The organism is Palleronia aestuarii (assembly GCF_003253995.1).
Lineage (GTDB): Bacteria > Pseudomonadota > Alphaproteobacteria > Rhodobacterales > Rhodobacteraceae > Palleronia > Palleronia aestuarii.
Map to the genome: position 1 here is coordinate 125,178 of NZ_QKZL01000001.1, position 16,953 is coordinate 142,130.

Genomic DNA, 16,953 nt, shown 5'->3' on the forward strand with positions numbered 1-16,953 from the left:
GGGATGTTCCATGCCAAAGCACGGGCCGGGACGCAAGATGCCGCGCCGCTCCGATCAGGTCGGGACGCGCCAGCGCCGTGGCTCCGCCGCCGTGTCGATCGAGAGCCCTGCCGCCCCCATCAGCCGCTCCGCCTCTTCCGCGAGCAGGCGTTCGGTCGCGGCCCCGTCCACCGGTACGCGCCCCGCCTCGAGGAAAAGCGGCGCGGAGAGCGGCGTGATGCGCTTGAGGCGAAGGTGGTCGATGCGGCCCCGCGTGCGTGCGAGCATGTCCTCGATCCGCCCGAAATCGACGAGGCCCTTCAACGCCTCCTCCTTCGTTATGTCGAGGAGCAAGTGGCCGGGATCGTATTTCCGCAGCGTGTCGTAGAGGATGTCGGCGGAGAAGGTGGCCTGCTTGCCGGTCTTGCGTGCGCCGCGCGTCTGCCGGTCGATGAGGCCGGAGATGACCGCGGACTGCTTGAACGTCCGCTTCATCACCGCATTGCCCGCGAGCCATGTCTCGAACGCGTCGCGCAGGTTCTCCCCGTCAAGAAGCGGGGCGGGATCGGTGATGGGGTCGAGCCCCCAGATGAGCGTCGCGTAATCGGTCGCGACGAAGCCCATCGGATGCAGCCCCGCCTCCTCCATCCGTGCGGTCAGCAGAAGGCCGATCGTCTGCATCGCGTTGCGGCCCGCGAAACCGTAGATGCAGGTATGCTCACGCCCCTCGTGCGGAAAGCTCTCGATCAGCAGGCGGTCGGGCTCTGGCAGCTTCGAGCGCGCGCGCTGCAGATGCAGCCATTCGCGGGTCGCCTGCGGCAGTTCTGGCCAGTCCTCCTGCCCGAACATGCGCAGGATCCGCTCCGACAGCTGGATCGAGGTGCCGAACTTCATGCCGATATAGGTCGCGATCCTGGGCTCGCGGTCGGCGCGGCGGGTGACCTCGACCACCATCTCCCGCAAGCTCTCGTAGCGCACGACCTGGCCACCCATCAGGAACGTCTCCCCGGGCGTTAGGGTCGCTGCGAACCCCTCCTCCACCTCGCCCAGGGGTGCACCACCGCGATTGTGGCGCAGCCGGACCTTGAGGAGGTCGGTATCCATGATCGTGCCGATGTTCTGGCGGATGCGGAGGGCCCCACGCGGGTCGCGGAGCTGCCAGAGCCCGTCCCGCTCCACCAGACGCTGCCACTGGTCGTAGGCGCGGAGCGCGTAGCCGCCCGTCGCCACGAAATCGAGACAGGCATCGAACGATCCCCTCGTCAGGTCGGCATAGGCCCCGGTTGTCGTGACCTCGTCATAGAGCGCATCGGCGGTGAAAGGGCCGGAGGCGACGCAGATCGCGATGTGCTGGCAAAGGACGTCGCGTGGACCCGGCCCGCGCGGCGTGCCGTCGAGATCGCCTTCCCTGACGGCGGCGAGGGCGGCCACGCATTCGACGACCTCGAACCTGTTGGCGGGCACGACGATCGCCTTCGAGGGCGCGTTGTAGCGGTGATTCGCCCGCCCGATCCGCTGGACGAGGCGCTTGACGTGTTTCGGCGCGCCGATCTGGACGATCAGGTCGACATCGCCCCAGTCGATGCCGAGATCGAGCGTGCCGGTGCAAACGATGGCGCGCAATTCGCCTGCAATCATCGCGGCCTCGACCCGCTGGCGCTGCTCCCGCGCGAGCGAGCCGTGGTGGATGCCGATGGGCAACCCCTCCTCGTTCTGCAGCCACAATTCGTGGAAGAAGATCTCTGCCTGCGCGCGGGTGTTATGGAAGATGAGTGTCGTCTTGTGGCGGCGCACGAGGTCGAGCACGGCGGGGATCGCGTATTTCCCGCCGCCGCCCGACCAGGGCGGGGCCGCGTCTGTCTCGATCATCGCGATGTCGGGCGGGGGGCCGGGATCGGCGTACAGGATCGGGCAGGGATCGGGATGGCGCGCGAGATAGGCCGCGATGGCCGGGGGGTCGTCGACGGTCGCGGAGAGGCCTACGCGACGCAGGCCGGGGCGCAGGGCCTGCAGGCGGCTCAGTGCCAGCATGAGTTGGTCGCCGCGTTTGTTCTCCGCGAGCGCATGGATCTCGTCGACCACCACGCGAGAGAGGCCCGCGAAGATCCGCGGCGCATCCTCGTAACTTAAAAGAAGGGCGAGACTCTCGGGCGTTGTGAGGAGGATATGCGGTGGATCGGCCCGCTGGCGCCTGCGCTGCGTGGGCGTCGTGTCGCCGGTGCGGTCCTCGATCCTGATCGGCAGGCCCATCTCCGCCACCGGTGCGAGGAGGTTGCGCTTGATGTCGGCGGCGAGCGCCTTCAGCGGCGAGACGTAGAGGGTGTGGAGGCCCTCATGCCCGCCCTCGGCAAGCTCCACGAGGGTGGGAAGGAAGCCCGCGAGCGTCTTGCCACCACCCGTGGGCGCGATGAGGAGGAGCGCGGGATCGTCCGCGCGCTCCAGCATATCCACCTGATGGGGATGGACCGTCCAGCCGCGGGTGGCGAACCAGTCTCTGAAGCGCGGAGGAAGGGCCGTCATGCGCGCGACATTGGCCCGGAGCGGGCGCCTTGCCAAGCCTTTCGCGCTGCTAAGGGGTCAGTGCGTGACCTCCGACTCTTCCACGAACATGTTGCTCCAGGCCCGGTCCGCGAGCTCGGGCGTCATCTGATAGGGAATACCTTCGAAGTCGCAGATCGAGATCATCTGGTCGATCAGGAAGACCGGCTGGTAATTGGCATAGACGTTGTCGATCGTGGGATACTTGTTCTTCAGAAGATGCATCAGCGTCGCCTCGTCGAGCGGTATCTTCTTCTTCTTCGCAACGAGGGCGAAGATCTTCAGGAAATCCTGCTGGCTGGGCCCGTCGATGCGGATCTTATAGAAAATCCGGCGCAGTGCGGCGCGGTCGAAGATCTTGTTGGGATGGAAGTTGGTAGAAAAGATCACGAGCGTGTCGAAGGGCACCTCGAACTTCTCGCCCGATTGCAGCGCCAGGATATCCTTCGATTCCTCGAGCGGCACGATCCAGCGGTTGATGATCGACTGGGGGTGATCCTCCTGCCGTCCGAGGTCGTCGACGATGAAGATCCCGCCCGTGGACTTGAGCTGCAGCGGCGCCTGGTAGGTGCGTGCATTCGCGTTGTAGGTCAGATCAAGCATCGGAAGCGAAAGCTCGCCCCCGGTAATGACCGCGGGCCGCTGGCACAGGATGTAGCGCGCGTCGAACCTTGCCGTCCGGCGCAGCGCGGCGGGATCGTCCGGCCGTATCTCCACGGCGCTGTGGACGACGGGATCGTAGACGGTGATGACCTGTCCCGCATACTCGATCGCGCGGGGCACGTAGATCTGGTCTCCGAGCGCATCGCGAATCCCGTTCGAGATGGACGATTTACCGTTGCCCGGCGGGCCGTACATGAGGATCGAACGGCCCGATCCGACCGCGGGACCGAGATTGTCGATGAGCTTGTCGGGCAGGATCAGGTGACCCATCGCCGAGAGAAGCTGCTGTCGCGTGATCGCCGCGTTGCGGATGGATTGCCGCGCCACCTGCTCGCGGTAGACATCGAGCGGGATCGGCAGGGCGCCGTAATATTCGGATTGCGAGAGTGCATCGAGGGCGCGCGCCTTGCCGGCTTCGGTGAGCTGGTAGCTCGCTTCGGCGCCGGAGCCCGCATGAAGCGTCCCCATCGCCTCCACGAGCTTTTCGCGCCGGGCAGCGTCGATGATTTCCTGCGTGAGTGCGGGCGGCAGGCAGAGCCGGGGGCCGAGTTCCGAGATGACGGCGGCGTTGCTGCGGAACATGGTCTTGAGAAGGATATCGCGCACCATGACCGGTAGCAGCCGCGTCTCCGCGAGCGTTCGGGGGACGGGCGGGGCAAGGACGGTGCTTGCTTCCATGTTCATCTTTTCGGGCCTTCACGTGATCTGACGGCGTTTCCGACGCGTCGTCGGGAACCGGGGCTCTGCCGATCGCAGCATGACCCATCCGGGTGGCCAAATCGTGAAGATGACGAGGTCGAACCTCGTCAGGACAGGGCCGCCAGCGCGAGATAGAGGACGAGCGTGGGGCCGAGCGCCAGTCCCATGGGGAATTTCGCGGAGCGCCAGCTCACCCATCCCGCCGTACGATTGCGGACATAGGGGATCGCGCGGGCGAGGCGGTGTGTCGCGAAGGCGGCGAGCAGCATCGTCGCAAGCAGCATCGCGACCGTCCCCGCATCGCCCGGCGCGACGAAAAGCGCGGCGGCGGCCATGAACTTCGCATCGCCCGCGCCGAGCGCGCCGATGACGTTCAGCACGAAGCCGATGGACAGGACGATGGCGAGGCTCGCCCATCGCCAGCCCCAATCCGGCAACGGCAACGCGATGGGCCCGAGGAGAACGAAGATTGCGACGAGGGCGAGCACCGCGGCATTCGGGATCTTCATCCGCGCCATGTCGCTCCAGGCGACCCAGAGACAGATCGGCACGACCGGCAGCAGCAATATCCGTGCCGCGCCGTCGGACAGGTCGAGACCGGCCGCGAGGGCAGCGGCGGGTCCCAGCATCTCAGTTGGCGACGTTCGCGTCGAGCGCGTCGAGGGCCCGGGCGGCCGCTTCGAAATGTTGCGGATGGGTCTCGACCGCCTCGCGCAGAAGCGACTGGCCGGTCGCGACGTCGCCCTGCTTTATCGCGGCGAGCGCCATCGTATGCAGGAGTTGCGCGCGTTCCGTCTGCGTGGTCCGTACCACGGGGAGAGTGTAGTTCCGCTGCGCGCCACGCGCGAGAACGAGGTTGTTCTTGGCCGTGAAGAGCCCCTCGTCATGGCTCAGGGCCTCGGCGAAGAGGCGTTCGGCGCCGGGATAATCGCCGCGACTGAGTTTCGAATAGCCCCAGTTGTTCAAGACGCTCGCCGGCGTCGTGGTGAGGCCCGCGGCCGTCTGGTAGAAGCTGTCGGCCTTGTCCCATTGCTGATTACCGTCCGCCACCATCGCCTCGAGCCGGTAGCGCTCATAGCTCTCGAAGGTGGGCGGAATGCTGTCGAGTTGTGTCTTGGCCGCGCTCCAGTCGCCGCTGCGGATGAGGGCATCGGCGTATTCCACCCGGTCGGCCGAGGTCGCGCCCGGCGAGGCAACGACCTGTCGCCAGACGGATGTGGCGCGCGCGGGCTGCTTCGCGCGGACGAGGGCGGTGGCCAGCCCCCGGCGCAGATCCACGCGATCGGGATTTTCGGCGCTCGCTGTCTGGAAATACGCGACCGCTTCGTCCGGGTCGCCCGCGTCGAGCATGATTTCCGCAAGATTGGCGCTGTCTATGGCGTCGATGCTCTGCAAGGCGCGTTCGACCTCTGCCCGCTCCGAGCGTTCGGCACAGCCTGCCAGGGCCAGGCCGAGACAGGCCGACATGATGATGGGATGGCGCATGGCCGGTTCCTCGTTCCTGCTCCGCGATCGGGCCCCGCTTGTCAGTCCGTCCGTTGAACGAGGTAATCGCCCCGTCCCCGCCGCACCAATGCGAAGCTCTCCTTATCAGGGAGAGGATAGGAGGAAACTTCCATCTTGGCGAGTGCCAAGGCGAGGTTCGCACGAAGCGTCTCGCTCACTCCGTCATCGGCGGCGACGGCCCGGCGGAAGACCCGGCTCGCCTCCGCGACCTCGCCCCGTTCCATCAGGACGACGCCGAGATTGTTCCAGGCCGGGGCGAAACCCTCATCCTGCGCCACGGCACGGCGCAGCAGCGCTTCTGCCTGACCGAGCCGACCCAAGCGCAGGTTGGCGGAGCCGAGCGCGGTGAGGACGTCGACGTCGAGTCCGCGTTCCGCCGCGCTGAGATAGAAGGACTGCAGTGCCAGCTCGTATTCCCGCGCCGCCATAAGACGGTGGCCGACCTCGAGCTGATCGACGGTTTCCGCGCGCCGATCGATCCCTCTGGGCGCGAAGGGGGAGGCGGGGTCCGGCCGGCTGCCCAGCGCGGCGCAGCCAGTCAGCAGGAGAAGTGCCGCGATCGCTATGGGCTGCATGTCCCTCCTACTGGGACAATTCTCCCAGGGTTACCACGACGCCGTAGACCGACGGACCGAGCAGGATGATCAGGAGCGGCGGTACGGTCAGCATCATAGTGGCGAGCGTCATCTTCGTGGGCAAGGTGTTGGCCTTCTCCTCGGCGCGCATGACGCGCTTGTCGCGCATCTCGGCGGCATAGACCCTGAGCGCCTCGGCGATCGAGGTGCCGAAGGTCGCGGACTGGATCAGGACCGTGACGAAGTTCGAGATGTCCGTGACGCCCGCCCGCTCGGCCATGTCGCGAAGGACCGCCGTGCGGTCCTTGCCCGCCCTGATCTCGTTGGACACGATCTCGAACTCCTCCGCGAGCGCCGGGTAGCCCGCGCGGATCTCCTTGGCGACGCGGGCGATCGAATGGTCCATGGATTGCCCGGCCTCGACACAGACGAGCATCATGTCGAGGCTGTCGGGAAAGCCGTTGGCGATTTCCTCACGGCGCTGCTGGATGCGCTTCGTCACCCAGTAGCGGGGCGCCATGTAGCCGATGCCGCCCGGGACGAGTACCCACAGGATCATCGATTGCGTCGTCATCGAACCGTTCGCGGAATCGAGAAGGGCGAAGACGAGCCCCGCAATCAAAAGACCGATCCCCAGCGAGAACTGGAAGAAGTGGAACATCATCACGGCGTTCTTGCCGCGATAGCCCGCCTGGATCATCTTCAGCCGCGCCGCGGAATATTCCGCCTCGTCCTGCGGAACGAGAAAGCTCGAATACTTCTGCAGCGTCTCCTGCCTTGCGCCGCTGCCGGCCACCCGGAGACCCGGACCGCCCTCCGTTCGCGTGCTTTTCGCCTTCACCGTGGCGTGGAACTTGTCCATCGGATCGGGTCGGCGTTTCAGAAGCACCGAGAGCGAGACGGCGATCATGAGAAGACCCGCCATCCCCACCGCGAGGAGTGGTCCGAGCGGGCCGAAAAGTGCGGTCAGCATGTCCAGGATCGGCGTCATGATGGATTTTCCCTCAGACCTTGATGTTCACGAGCCGCTTCATGACGAACACGTTGACCACGAGAAAACCCGCGACGACGAGGCAGCCCGGGATGAAATAGGCGGTCTCCATTACCTCGTCGTAATAGTCGGGCTGGATGACGTTGATCATGACCAGCGCGCCGAACGGGAAGACCGACAGGAACATGCCCGACCACTTGGCCTCCGCCGTGATCGCCTTCACCCGGCGAAAGAGGCGGAACCGTGCCCGAATCACCTTCGCGAGCCCGGCCAGGACCTCGGCGAGGTTGCCGCCAGATTGGCTCTGGATCGTCACCGCCACCGCGAGGAAGCGCAGATCCTGCATGTCGAGACGTTCGGCCATCGCCGCGAGGGCTTCGCCCACGTCGCGTCCGTAGGAGCTCTCGTCGGCGATGATGCCGATCTCCGTGCCGAGCGGGTCGGGAATCTCGCGCGACACGGCGCTGAGAGCCGCCGAGAAAGGATGGCCGACCCGCAGCGAGCGGACCATGAGCTCCACCGCGTCGGGGAGCTGTTCCTCGATCAGCGACATGCGCTTCTTCGCCCGTCCATTGACCCAAACGAAGACGGCGCCGACGCCCATCATGACCGAGACGCTCGCCCGGACCGCAAGCGCAGTTGAGGTCGCGACGGTCAGCGCGACATACGCGGCGGCGGCCAGTGCCGCCATCACCATGATGAGCTGCACCGGGGTGAACGCGATGTTGGCCTTCTGCGCCTTGGCGGCGAGCAGGGAATAGAGCGGGATTCCCTGAACCCGCATGTGCTGGCCCATCTCCTTGCGAAGCTGTTCGAGCACCTGTTCGCGCGCCTTGCCCTTCCGCAGCATGTCGATGCGGCGGCTCACCCGGTTGTCGCGGGCGATCGCGCGACCGAAGATCGTCAGGTAGAGCCCCTCGACGAGTAGCAGGACGGCGACGAAGATCGCGCCGTAGATCACGAATTCCACGTTGAGTGTCATGCCCGCCTATCCGCCCACCGGATCGAAAAGCTCGCGCGGCAGCTCGAAACCCCACATGCGGAACCTTTCCGCGAAATGCGACCGCATGCCGGTCGCGGTGAAATGCCCGATGATCTTGTTGTCGGGCGTGAGGCCGGTGCGCTGGAAGCGGAAGATCTCCTGCATCGAGATCACGTCGCCCTCCATGCCAGTCACCTCGGTGATCGACGTCATCCGGCGCGATCCGTCCTGCAGGCGGCTCGCCTGGACGATGAGATTGACGGCCGATGCGATCTGGCTTCGCACGGCCTTCAGCGGCATTTCGATCCCGGCCATCGCGACCATGTTCTCGAGCCGGCTGATCCCGTCGCGGGCGGAGTTCGCGTGGATCGTCGTCATCGACCCGTCATGGCCCGTGTTCATCGCCTGGAGCATGTCGATCACTTCCTCGCCGCGGGTCTCGCCCACGATGATGCGGTCGGGCCGCATCCGAAGCGCGTTCTTCAGGCAGTCGCGTTGTGTGACCGCGCCGCGACCCTCCACGTTGGCGGGCCGGCTTTCCATCCGTCCGACATGGGTCTGCTGAAGCTGCAGTTCCGCGGTATCCTCGATCGTGAGGATCCGCTCGGAATTGTCGATGAAGGACGACAGCGCGTTGAGCGTCGTGGTCTTGCCCGAGCCGGTTCCGCCCGAGACGATGATGTTGAGCCGGGTGGAGACGGCCGCCTCGAGATAGAGGGCCATCGCCTCGCTGAACGCGCCGAAGCGCACGAGATCGTCGATCCCGAGCTTTTCCTTCTTGAACTTGCGGATCGAGACCAGGGATCCGTCGACGGCGATCGGGGGCACCATCGCGTTGAACCGGGAGCCGTCGGCCAGCCGGGCATCGACATAGGGGTTCGATTCGTCGACGCGGCGTCCCACGGCGGAGACGATCTTGTCGATGATCCGGAGCAGGTGGCGCTCGTCCTTGAACGTTACGTCCGAGAGGGTGAGCTTGCCGTCCCGTTCCACGAAGATCTGCTGCGGCCCGTTCACGAGGATGTCGTTGACCGTGTCGTCCTTCAGAAGCGTTTCGAGAGGCCCGAGCCCCTTCACCTCGTCGTAGAGATCCTGGTTGAGGTGCTGGCGTTCCTCGCGATTGAGCACGACCCCCATCTCGGTCAGCGCCTCACCCACGATCGCGGTGATCTCTTCCTTCAGGTCCTCCTCGCTTGCCTGGTCGAGCGCGGCGAGGTTCAAGTTGTCGAGGAGTTCCTTGTGCAGCTGGACCTTGATGTCGCTGAGACGCTCCTTGCGCTTGCGCTCGCGATCCTGCGGGGCCGGACGAGCGGGCGCCGCGGAGCGGGTCGGGCGGGGGGGTGTGGCGATCGGGGCTGGTTCCGGGATCGCGGGCTGGACCGGAACGGATTGCGTCGGAGCAGGCGTCGCGGTCGGGGCGGCCGGGGTCTCGGGCGCAGCGGGCTTCTTGTAGCGTGAGAACATGGTCTGGCCCCTTCTAGGACGCGGTCGACGCGGCGCGGTTCAGCTCGTGGATCGAGGCGGCGATCTTCTGGATTTCGCGACGGAGCGGGTTCTTCCGCGCGCCTTCGGCGAGCGGCAATCCTTGATCGTTCGCCTCCGTGACGGGCTTGCCCCCGTCGGGAAGCCGGACCTCGATCCCGATGTCGAGGCTTTCGGCCAGACGTTTCAGCCGGCTCTTGCCCGCAAGGTCGGTGAAGCCCGGGGCACGGTTCAGCATGAAGCGCAGCTTCTCGATGGGCAGATTCTCGGATTTGAGCGCCCGTATCATCTTAAGCGTGTTCTGCGCCGAGCGCATGTCGAGCTCGAGCAGCGTGAAGTACACATGCGCGCGGTTGAGAACCGTTTCGGTCCACTGAACGATCGTGGAAGGCATGTCGATCACGACGTAATCGAAGTTGCACGCGGCCATGTCGAGAAGGCGGGAGACCTCGTCGGGCCCTATGAGATCGAGCGGCAGCATTTCCGCCGGAGATGTCAGGACGTGGAGCCGATCGCGGAAGGGCACCAGGGCCTGGAGGAAACTGTCGCTGTCGACCGCATCGGTATTGGTGAGCAGCTCCATCACCGCGTCGCGCTGGGCAAGGTCGAGATACGTGGCAACCGCGCCCATCTGCAGATCGAGATCGAGTAGGCAGACGCGCGGCGGGTCGGTCTTTTCCGAAAGGGCAAGTTCCCAGGCGAGATTGACCGCGAAGGTGCTGGCCCCGGCGCCGCCGGCCAGGGCGTGGACCGGCAGGATCACCGCATTCCGGTCGCCCGCGGACTTGAGCGCCGAGACGGTTCCGCGACCTTGCGGCGGTGCCGGGGCCGCAGGCGGAGCCTCGGGCTTGCGCATCCGCTCGACCGCCTCGCGCAGCGCGCCGTCGGGAAGCGGGTAGGGGACGAATTCGCGCGCACCGAGCTTCAGAAGCTGGTGTAGCACCATAGGGCTCACTTCCTCCGCGATGACCACGACACCGATTCCGCGACTGCATGCCGTCCGAATCAGTTCAGAGATGAGCGCGGTGTTGCCTTCGTCGGCCTCGTCCATGGCGATCGCCACGAATTCGAGGGCGTCCGCCTCGGGTTGCCGGAGAAACGAGGCGGCATCGGAGAAGGACAGATCCCCCCAGGCCGCGCCGAGTTCCGCCTCCATATCCTCGATGAGGAGATCGAACTTCTCGACATCGCGGCAGATCGTGCAGGCACGGACGAGGTCCTGTTCGATTGCCAGGGCGGTTGTACTCGTCATGACCTACGGATCCCCTCGTCAACGCGGGCCGGGTGTCGTCGACGATGTCGAACGACGGTCGGTCGGTCCCGGATCGTATCTATGACATGAGGGTTACGAGAGCGTTTAGGCCGCCCCGATCTGAGATCACCGCCCGTGATGCCCGCGTTATTTGTGCCGGGATGGGGATAGTTGGATATGCGGGCCTAGGGTGTATCGATGTCGGTGGTTCCGACATCGCCAAGCGTCACGAAGGGCTCCGCGCTGCGGACGTATTCACGGAAGATCACCGCCGCATACTTGCCGTTCATCAGACGATCCGACCCGCCCGCAAACCCCGAAACCTCGATCACCGTCCTCCGGTTTGCCCGTTCACGCCCCTGTGTCACGATCAACGGCTGCGTTTCGCCGAAGGAGACGAGCGCCGCGAGGCGCGCGGGGTTCACGCCGTGCGAGACCAGCGCGGCGACCACCGCCTCGGCGCGGCGCAGGCCCAGCGCGTAGTTATACGCATCACTGCCGACGAGGTCGGTATGGCCATAGACGCGGAACGCCACTTCGGGGAATTGACGGATCCATGCGGCCTGTCGGGCGATCGTCGCGCGTGCCGCGGCATCGAGCACGGCGCTGTTAAATGCGAAGGTCACGACCGAATCGATCTCGGTGGAGAACCGGTTGTTCAGCCCCTCGATCTGGCTGATCTGGCCTGTCTGGACGAGCAGGTTGTTCCGCGTCGGCTCTCCGAACCGCCCCTCGTCGAGCATCGATCCGGCAGGACGGTTCCAGCTCGGCGACGCCGCGCAGGAGACGAGAAGCATGGTCGCGGCGAAAGCCGAGAGGACGATCCGCACGATGCTCACTCCATCACGTAGCCGTAGGAGCCCGAGAAATCCTGCCGTGCGACCTCGCCCGCCGGACCGCCGACGACCCGCCCCTGCAGGAACAGCTCGCGCTCGGTCGGAATGGTGATGCGGTCGGACGGCACCGCGAGCGCCTCGCCCCTGACGGGGCTCACGAGGTGGGCGGTTATGATGATGACGAGCTCGCTCTGGTTTCGCTCGTATTCCGCGCTGCGGAAAAGTGCGCCGAGGACGGGGAGGTCGCCCAGCCAGGGCACCTGACCGGAGAGGTCGCGGAAATCGTCCTGCAGAAGGCCCGCGATGGCGAAGCTCTCGCCGTCCCGAAGCTCGATCGTCGTTTGCGATTCCCGCCGGGAGAAACCGTTGACCGCGAAACCTCCGGCGGTGACCGCAACGGTCGGGTCGATGCCGGAGACGGCGGCCGTGAGCTCGATGTTGATCGTATCGGTGTCCACGACGCGCGGCAGGAAATCGAGCTCCACGCCGAAGGGCTTGTACTCGATCGCGATCGAATCCTCCTCGCCGCGCACCGGGATCGGGTATTCGCCGCCCGCGAGGAAGGAGGCCTCCTGTCCCGACAGAGCGGTGAGGTTCGGCTCCGCGAGTGTCCGGACGACGCCTTTCGATTCGAGTGCCTCGAGCAGGACCGCGAGACGCAGGCTTCCGGTGCCGAAGCTGATTCCGAAGCGGCCTTCCTGCGGCGTGGCGGTGACCGGCCCCTGGCCATCGAGGAAGCGTCCGAGATTGTCGCCTTCGCCATAGGTCCCGGTCGCCGCCGTCGCGGCATAGTTCCCGTCGACGCCACCGAGCGCGACGGAGGAGTTGAGCGCCTTGCTCGCCGACCGCGACATCTCCGCGAAGCGCACCTTCAGCATAACCTGCTGCGTGCCGCCCACGCTCATCAGGTTGGAGACCCGTTCCGGCGCGTAGCGGCTCGCAAGATCGAGGGCGCGGTCGAGCGCGGTGATGCTCGACACGATCCCCGAGAGGACGATTCCGTCATTGGCGGTGCGGACCTCGATCCGTTCATTGGGCAGGATCTGCTGCAGCCGTTCCTTGAATTCGGCGATATCCGGAATGACGTGGACATCGACATTCGTGATGAGCCGCCCTTCGGCGTCGAGCAACGTGAGCGTCGTTCGACCCGGCGTCTTGCCGAGAACGTAGATCGTCCGGTCCGACAGGGTGGAAATGTCGGCGATGGCGGGGTTGGCGATGCTGAGTTCCGCGAAGGGGGCGTCGGCCTCAACGACCACGGCGCGGTTCATCGGAACGCTGAGATCGCCGGAGGTCGCGCCGGGCATGATGCGCAGCCCCTGTGCGGATGCGGGCGGCGCCACGACACCGCCGGCCATCGCAAGGCCGAGCAGCACCCCCCTCACCATCGCCTCTACGCCCATACCAACCCGCCTCTTCGCTCGTTGTCACGGCGGATCTCAGGCCCGCTTTCGCGTATCCTGCGGTGTGATGCGATTCAATGCAACGACAGGTCGATCAGCGGAGGGATTATTTGTATGGTTAGCGCAACACCTCTGGTGGAGCTATTCCTTCGAGGCGGGTACCTCAGTTCCGGCAGGTGACCGGAATTTCGACCACTTCCGAGCCGCGACGTGTCCGCACCGTGCAGACCTCCTGGCGCTGAACCTCTACCCGGCTCTCGCGCTTCAGGCCGAGCAGTTCGCGCTGATCGATCTCCACGGCTTCCGCGACGCTGATGTCCTCGGCACCCACGAGGCTCAGGAAGAGCGAGCCGGTGGCCTGCGCCTGGGCGAGGGCCGCGACTTGACGCGGGCTGGCCTCCACGGTGACGGTCCGTGCGACGGTGGCGCCGGAACGATCCTCCTCGGCCGATTGGTCGATCGCCACGAGCCGGACGTTCGTGTCGATGAGCTTCGTCACGTTTTCGCGTTCCCCGCTGGAAGCGGGCAGGGTGCCGCTCCAGTACACGTCGACCCGATCGCCCGGACGCAGGAATCCCGAAACGCCCGTGGCGACATCCACACGGATCGCGAAGGCACGCATGCCCTCGGCCAGGCGGGCGGAGACGCCGGCATCCTCGCCGGGTTTCGTCACCTTCGATGCGAGAACCGCCTCGTTGGGTTCCATGGCGCGCAGGACGGAGCGCTCGACTCCCGTCCCGTTCGGGAACAACTCTTCCTCGCTGCGGAAGACGCCCTCCGGCGTGGCTTCGACGGGGAAGGCTACGAGCCGGACGTCGTTTGCGGAGAGGCGCTCGCCATAGGCAACGGCGCGATTGACGACAAAGGCGGGTTGCAGCGCGACCTGCGGCGCATTTCTCGCACGTTCGGCGGCGAGGGCCGACTTGTTCGCGTCGATGTATTCCTTCGCCGTATAGGCCGCGAAACCGGCGAGGCCGAGACCCGCGAGCAGAACGACCATGAAGACAAGCCGCATTCTTGCAACCTCACCACTTTCTGGAATCGACCGAAGCCGTTCCTGTATCCGTTAGCGATCAACCATGCAGAAACGGTAAATCCGGCCGCGTCCTGAGCGGCCGGATTCCAGCGATCATGCATGATGGCTCCGATATCTTCACGGAGTCGTGGTGGTCCCGGAGGTGCCGAGCGTTCCGATCGGCGCAACGCTAGCATCGGTAAGGCTCGCCCCGATGTCCGTTCCGAGGTTCGTCACGCCAGTGCGGACGCTGGCAAGAACGGCGATCCCGAGGCCGACGATGGCGGCGGTCAGCACGACCCAGTCGACGGTAACGGCGCCGTCTTCGTCACGGCGAAAATTCCTGGCAAGCTTGAAGAATTTCATGTTCATCATCCTTTTTTGAAGCGGCGTTCGTTGCCCCACCGACCCGAAACACCGGCTTCGTTCGGCATGGGGCCGTTATGTCGGGGCAATCTGGCCAGAATAAGGCGAGAAACGTGGCATTCTTCGGCGCTTTGACGGCGCCATAAAGCGCAAGGCGACTACGTCGGGCCGGGCCCGTGTCGCGATCACGCCTCGGGCCCAAACCACGAGATGCGCAGGGCGAAAGAAGGGCCGCGTCGCGGCAAATTGGCGACAGACCCCAGCGATTGTTCGGTGCTCTACCGCCAATCACTTGGCGTGTGAGCCTTTGTCCTTCCACGGTGATCGCGGCCACGAGCGGGAAAGGCGACTTTCGACATGCGGACCATCCTTATCGCAGCCGTTCTGGCGCTCGCACTTCCCGGCTCGTCGGCACGAGCCGAAGGTCCGCCTCCCTTTCGCGACTTCACCTTCAAGCGGGTAAAACCCCCTGCCGCCGGTGCGGTGAAGCGCATACTTGTGCAGATCGATCCCGCAGAGGTCCTCCCTGGTTCCAAACCGGCAGTGACGCTCGATCCCGGCACGCCCGCCTCGACGGTGGATGCAACGCCTGATGTGCCCTCCGGAGGCTTCTGGGATGACGTTCCGGCCTCGGGATTCGGGTCGGGGGGACTGGACCTCGCGATGGCCGCGCTGAACGCCTCGACCGGGCAGGGTGCGGGGTTCCGGCTCGACGCGCTGCGCAGGATCGCGGATCGGCACGGCGACGACATCCTCGCGGCGACCGTTGGCACACGCGTGTCGCCGGCCCTCGCTCTGGCGGTTATCGCCGTCGAATCGGGCGGGCGGGCGCAGGCGGTGAGCCATGCGGGGGCGGTCGGTCTGATGCAACTCATGCCGGCGACGGCCAGCCGCTTCGGCGTATCGGATAGCCGCATGGCGTCGGACAACATCCGTGGCGGCGTGCGCTATCTAGACTGGTTGATGGGTCGGTTCGGCCAGGACCCGATTCTCGTGCTCGCGGGATACAATGCGGGCGAAGGTGCGGTCGATCGGCATGGCGGCGTTCCGCCCTATGCGGAAACCCGCGATTACGTGCCGAAAGTGCTCCAGGCCTTCCAGATCGCGCGCGGCCTGTGCCGGACGCCGCCGCTCCTCATCAGCGACGGCTGTGTCTTCGTGGGCGAACGGATCGCCTCCACGGGCAGCAATGCCGGTTAGACGATCGTGGCCTCGGTCGCGGCACGGATATCCTCCTCCGTCACGCCGTCGGCGCATTCCACGATCTTCAGACCACCTTCCACGACATCGAGCACGCCGAGATTGGTGATGATGCGATCGACGACGCCCGTCCCGGTCAGGGGCAGCGTGCATTCCTTCAGAAGCTTCGATCCGCCGGACTTGTCCTGGTGATCCATGACGACAACCACCTTGCCGACGCCCGCGACGAGGTCCATGGCGCCGCCCATGCCCTTGACGAGCTTGCCGGGGATCATCCAGTTCGCGAGATCACCGTTCTCCGCCACCTCCATCGCGCCGAGAATCGCGGCTGCGATCTTGCCACCGCGGATCATGCCGAAGCTGGTGGCGCTGTCGAAATAGGAGGTGCGGGGCAGTTCCGTGATCGTCTGCTTGCCGGCATTGATGAGGTCGGGATCGACCGTCTCCTCAGTCGGAAACGGTCCCATGCCAAGCATGCCGTTTTCCGATTGCAGCGTGATGTCCTTATCGCCCACGTAATTCGCGACGAGCGTGGGAATCCCGATGCCCAGATTGACGTACCACCCGTCCTCGAGCTCCTCGGCCGCACGCGCGGCCATCTGATTGCGGTCCCAGGGCATCAGCTCGCCTCCCTCAGCGTGCGTTGTTCGATCCGTTTCTCGTGCTCGCCTTGAATCAGGCGATGCACGTAGATGCCGGGCAGGTGGATATGGTCCGGGTCGAGCGAGCCGCGCGGAACGATCTCCTCCACCTCGGCCACGCAGATCTTGCCGCACATGGCGGCGGGCGGATTGAAGTTGCGCGCGGTCTTGCGGAAGACGAGGTTCCCGGTGTCGTCGGCCTTCCACGCCTTGACGATCGCGAGGTCGGCCACCAGTCCGCGCTCGAGGATATAGGTCTCCCCGTCGAACTCCTTGTGTTCCTTGCCCTCCGCGATCTTCGTGCCGACGCCCGTCTTGGTATAGAAGCCCGGAATGCCGCTGCCGCCTGCACGCATGCGCTCGGCGAGCGTGCCTTGCGGATTGAACTCGAGTTCCAGCTCACCGCCGAGATACTGATGCATGAATTCCTTGTTCTCACCCACGTACGACGAGATCATCTTCTTGACCTGCCGCGTCTGCAGCAGGATCCCGATCCCGAAATCGTCGACGCCCGCATTATTGGACGCGAATGTCAGATCCTGCGTCCCGGCATCCTTGATCGCCTGGATCAGGAGCTCCGGGATACCGCAGAGCCCGAACCCGCCTGCCGCGATGAACATGCCGTCGAACAATACACCGTCCAGCGCAGCCCGTGCATCCGGATAGACCTTCTTCATGACGCCGCCCGCTCCCCAACGTGATTGACGCGTTTTCTTGGATCACGATGGCGGCAAAGTCAAACGGAGGCCGGACATGCGTCGTTGAATAGATGTGAAGAAATATCCTATCGACCTTGTAGCCGGAATGTCGCGTCCGTTTTGCGAA

The 16,953-nt window shown here is 65.4% G+C and carries 16 protein-coding genes; 1 reads left to right on the forward strand and 15 read right to left on the reverse strand.

Annotation, left to right across the window (positions count from 1 at the left end; genetic code table 11):
• Positions 1 to 54 precede the first annotated feature (54 nt).
• The 13 genes from LX81_RS00640 to LX81_RS00700 form a co-directional block, all read right to left on the reverse strand.
• Positions 55 to 2,499: a ligase-associated DNA damage response DEXH box helicase gene (locus LX81_RS00640; RefSeq protein ID WP_111535633.1), complete on the reverse strand. Its 2,445-nt coding sequence runs from the start codon at positions 2,497 to 2,499 to the stop codon at positions 55 to 57.
• 57 nt (positions 2,500 to 2,556) lie between these two features.
• Entirely contained in the window at positions 2,557 to 3,864 is a 1,308-nt protein-coding gene (locus tag LX81_RS00645; RefSeq protein WP_111535353.1) for a DUF8689 domain-containing protein, read from the reverse strand.
• 122 nt (positions 3,865 to 3,986) lie between these two features.
• Positions 3,987 to 4,508, reverse strand: coding sequence for an A24 family peptidase (locus LX81_RS00650; RefSeq protein ID WP_111535354.1), 522 nt, complete (start codon positions 4,506 to 4,508; stop codon positions 3,987 to 3,989).
• Position 4,509: 1 nt separating this feature from the next.
• Positions 4,510 to 5,364, reverse strand: a complete 855-nt coding sequence (locus tag LX81_RS00655) for a tetratricopeptide repeat protein (RefSeq protein WP_111535355.1) — start codon at positions 5,362 to 5,364, stop codon at positions 4,510 to 4,512.
• Positions 5,365 to 5,405: 41 nt separating this feature from the next.
• On the reverse strand, positions 5,406 to 5,960 hold the full coding sequence (locus LX81_RS00660) for a tetratricopeptide repeat protein (protein ID WP_111535356.1): 555 nt from the start codon (positions 5,958 to 5,960) through the stop codon (positions 5,406 to 5,408).
• A gap of 7 nt (positions 5,961 to 5,967) precedes the next feature.
• Positions 5,968 to 6,951, reverse strand: coding sequence for a type II secretion system F family protein (locus LX81_RS00665; protein WP_111535357.1), 984 nt, complete (start codon positions 6,949 to 6,951; stop codon positions 5,968 to 5,970).
• A gap of 13 nt (positions 6,952 to 6,964) precedes the next feature.
• The gene (locus LX81_RS00670) at positions 6,965 to 7,933 is read right to left on the reverse strand and encodes a type II secretion system F family protein (protein WP_111535358.1); all 969 of its coding nucleotides are present in this window, start codon (positions 7,931 to 7,933) and stop codon (positions 6,965 to 6,967) included.
• 6 nt (positions 7,934 to 7,939) lie between these two features.
• Positions 7,940 to 9,397: a TadA family conjugal transfer-associated ATPase gene (locus LX81_RS00675; RefSeq protein ID WP_111535359.1), complete on the reverse strand. Its 1,458-nt coding sequence runs from the start codon at positions 9,395 to 9,397 to the stop codon at positions 7,940 to 7,942.
• Positions 9,398 to 9,410: 13 nt separating this feature from the next.
• Positions 9,411 to 10,667: a CpaE/TadZ family protein gene (locus tag LX81_RS00680; RefSeq protein ID WP_111535360.1), complete on the reverse strand. Its 1,257-nt coding sequence runs from the start codon at positions 10,665 to 10,667 to the stop codon at positions 9,411 to 9,413.
• A 185-nt stretch (positions 10,668 to 10,852) separates the two neighbouring features.
• Positions 10,853 to 11,497, reverse strand: coding sequence for an OmpA family protein (locus LX81_RS00685; RefSeq protein ID WP_373280254.1), 645 nt, complete (start codon positions 11,495 to 11,497; stop codon positions 10,853 to 10,855).
• 5 nt (positions 11,498 to 11,502) lie between these two features.
• On the reverse strand, positions 11,503 to 12,906 hold the full coding sequence (locus tag LX81_RS00690; RefSeq protein WP_111535361.1) for a type II and III secretion system protein family protein: 1,404 nt from the start codon (positions 12,904 to 12,906) through the stop codon (positions 11,503 to 11,505).
• Positions 12,907 to 13,069: 163 nt separating this feature from the next.
• On the reverse strand, positions 13,070 to 13,921 hold the full coding sequence (gene cpaB, locus LX81_RS00695; RefSeq protein WP_111535362.1) for a Flp pilus assembly protein CpaB: 852 nt from the start codon (positions 13,919 to 13,921) through the stop codon (positions 13,070 to 13,072).
• Between the two features lie 138 nt (positions 13,922 to 14,059).
• A complete protein-coding gene (locus LX81_RS00700; RefSeq protein ID WP_111535635.1) occupies positions 14,060 to 14,287 on the reverse strand; it encodes a Flp family type IVb pilin in 228 nt (75 codons plus the stop codon).
• A 357-nt stretch (positions 14,288 to 14,644) separates the two neighbouring features.
• Here LX81_RS00700 and LX81_RS00705 point away from each other — a divergent pair, with 357 nt between their 5' ends.
• Positions 14,645 to 15,487: a lytic transglycosylase domain-containing protein gene (locus tag LX81_RS00705; RefSeq protein WP_111535363.1), complete on the forward strand. Its 843-nt coding sequence runs from the start codon at positions 14,645 to 14,647 to the stop codon at positions 15,485 to 15,487.
• On the opposite strand, the gene LX81_RS00710 is transcribed toward LX81_RS00705, so the two are convergent.
• On the reverse strand, positions 15,484 to 16,107 hold the full coding sequence (locus tag LX81_RS00710) for a 3-oxoacid CoA-transferase subunit B (RefSeq protein WP_111535364.1): 624 nt from the start codon (positions 16,105 to 16,107) through the stop codon (positions 15,484 to 15,486). The two genes, LX81_RS00705 and LX81_RS00710, sit on opposite strands and share 4 nt — an antisense overlap.
• Positions 16,107 to 16,805, reverse strand: a complete 699-nt coding sequence (locus LX81_RS00715) for a CoA transferase subunit A (protein ID WP_111535365.1) — start codon at positions 16,803 to 16,805, stop codon at positions 16,107 to 16,109. The genes LX81_RS00710 and LX81_RS00715 overlap by 1 nt, the downstream gene beginning before the upstream one ends.
• Positions 16,806 to 16,953 lie beyond the last annotated feature (148 nt).

Excerpts from the sequence above, each read along its gene's own strand:
- LX81_RS00640 (WP_111535633.1), bottom strand. The coding sequence starts at position 2,499 with ATGACGGCCCTTCCTCCGCGCTTCAGAGACTGGTTCGCCACCCGCGGC.
- LX81_RS00645 (WP_111535353.1), bottom strand. The coding sequence starts at position 3,864 with ATGAACATGGAAGCAAGCACCGTCCTTGCCCCGCCCGTCCCCCGAACG.
- LX81_RS00650 (WP_111535354.1), bottom strand. The coding sequence starts at position 4,508 with ATGCTGGGACCCGCCGCTGCCCTCGCGGCCGGTCTCGACCTGTCCGAC.
- LX81_RS00655 (WP_111535355.1), bottom strand. The coding sequence starts at position 5,364 with ATGCGCCATCCCATCATCATGTCGGCCTGTCTCGGCCTGGCCCTGGCA.
- LX81_RS00660 (WP_111535356.1), bottom strand. The coding sequence starts at position 5,960 with ATGCAGCCCATAGCGATCGCGGCACTTCTCCTGCTGACTGGCTGCGCC.
- LX81_RS00665 (WP_111535357.1), bottom strand. The coding sequence starts at position 6,951 with ATGACGCCGATCCTGGACATGCTGACCGCACTTTTCGGCCCGCTCGGA.
- LX81_RS00670 (WP_111535358.1), bottom strand. The coding sequence starts at position 7,933 with ATGACACTCAACGTGGAATTCGTGATCTACGGCGCGATCTTCGTCGCC.
- LX81_RS00675 (WP_111535359.1), bottom strand. The coding sequence starts at position 9,397 with ATGTTCTCACGCTACAAGAAGCCCGCTGCGCCCGAGACCCCGGCCGCC.
- LX81_RS00680 (WP_111535360.1), bottom strand. The coding sequence starts at position 10,667 with ATGACGAGTACAACCGCCCTGGCAATCGAACAGGACCTCGTCCGTGCC.
- LX81_RS00690 (WP_111535361.1), bottom strand. The coding sequence starts at position 12,906 with ATGGGCGTAGAGGCGATGGTGAGGGGGGTGCTGCTCGGCCTTGCGATG.
- cpaB (WP_111535362.1), bottom strand. The coding sequence starts at position 13,921 with ATGCGGCTTGTCTTCATGGTCGTTCTGCTCGCGGGTCTCGGCCTCGCC.
- LX81_RS00700 (WP_111535635.1), bottom strand. The coding sequence starts at position 14,287 with ATGAAATTCTTCAAGCTTGCCAGGAATTTTCGCCGTGACGAAGACGGC.
- LX81_RS00705 (WP_111535363.1), top strand. The coding sequence starts at position 14,645 with ATGCGGACCATCCTTATCGCAGCCGTTCTGGCGCTCGCACTTCCCGGC.
- LX81_RS00710 (WP_111535364.1), bottom strand. The coding sequence starts at position 16,107 with ATGCCCTGGGACCGCAATCAGATGGCCGCGCGTGCGGCCGAGGAGCTC.
- LX81_RS00715 (WP_111535365.1), bottom strand. The coding sequence starts at position 16,805 with ATGAAGAAGGTCTATCCGGATGCACGGGCTGCGCTGGACGGTGTATTG.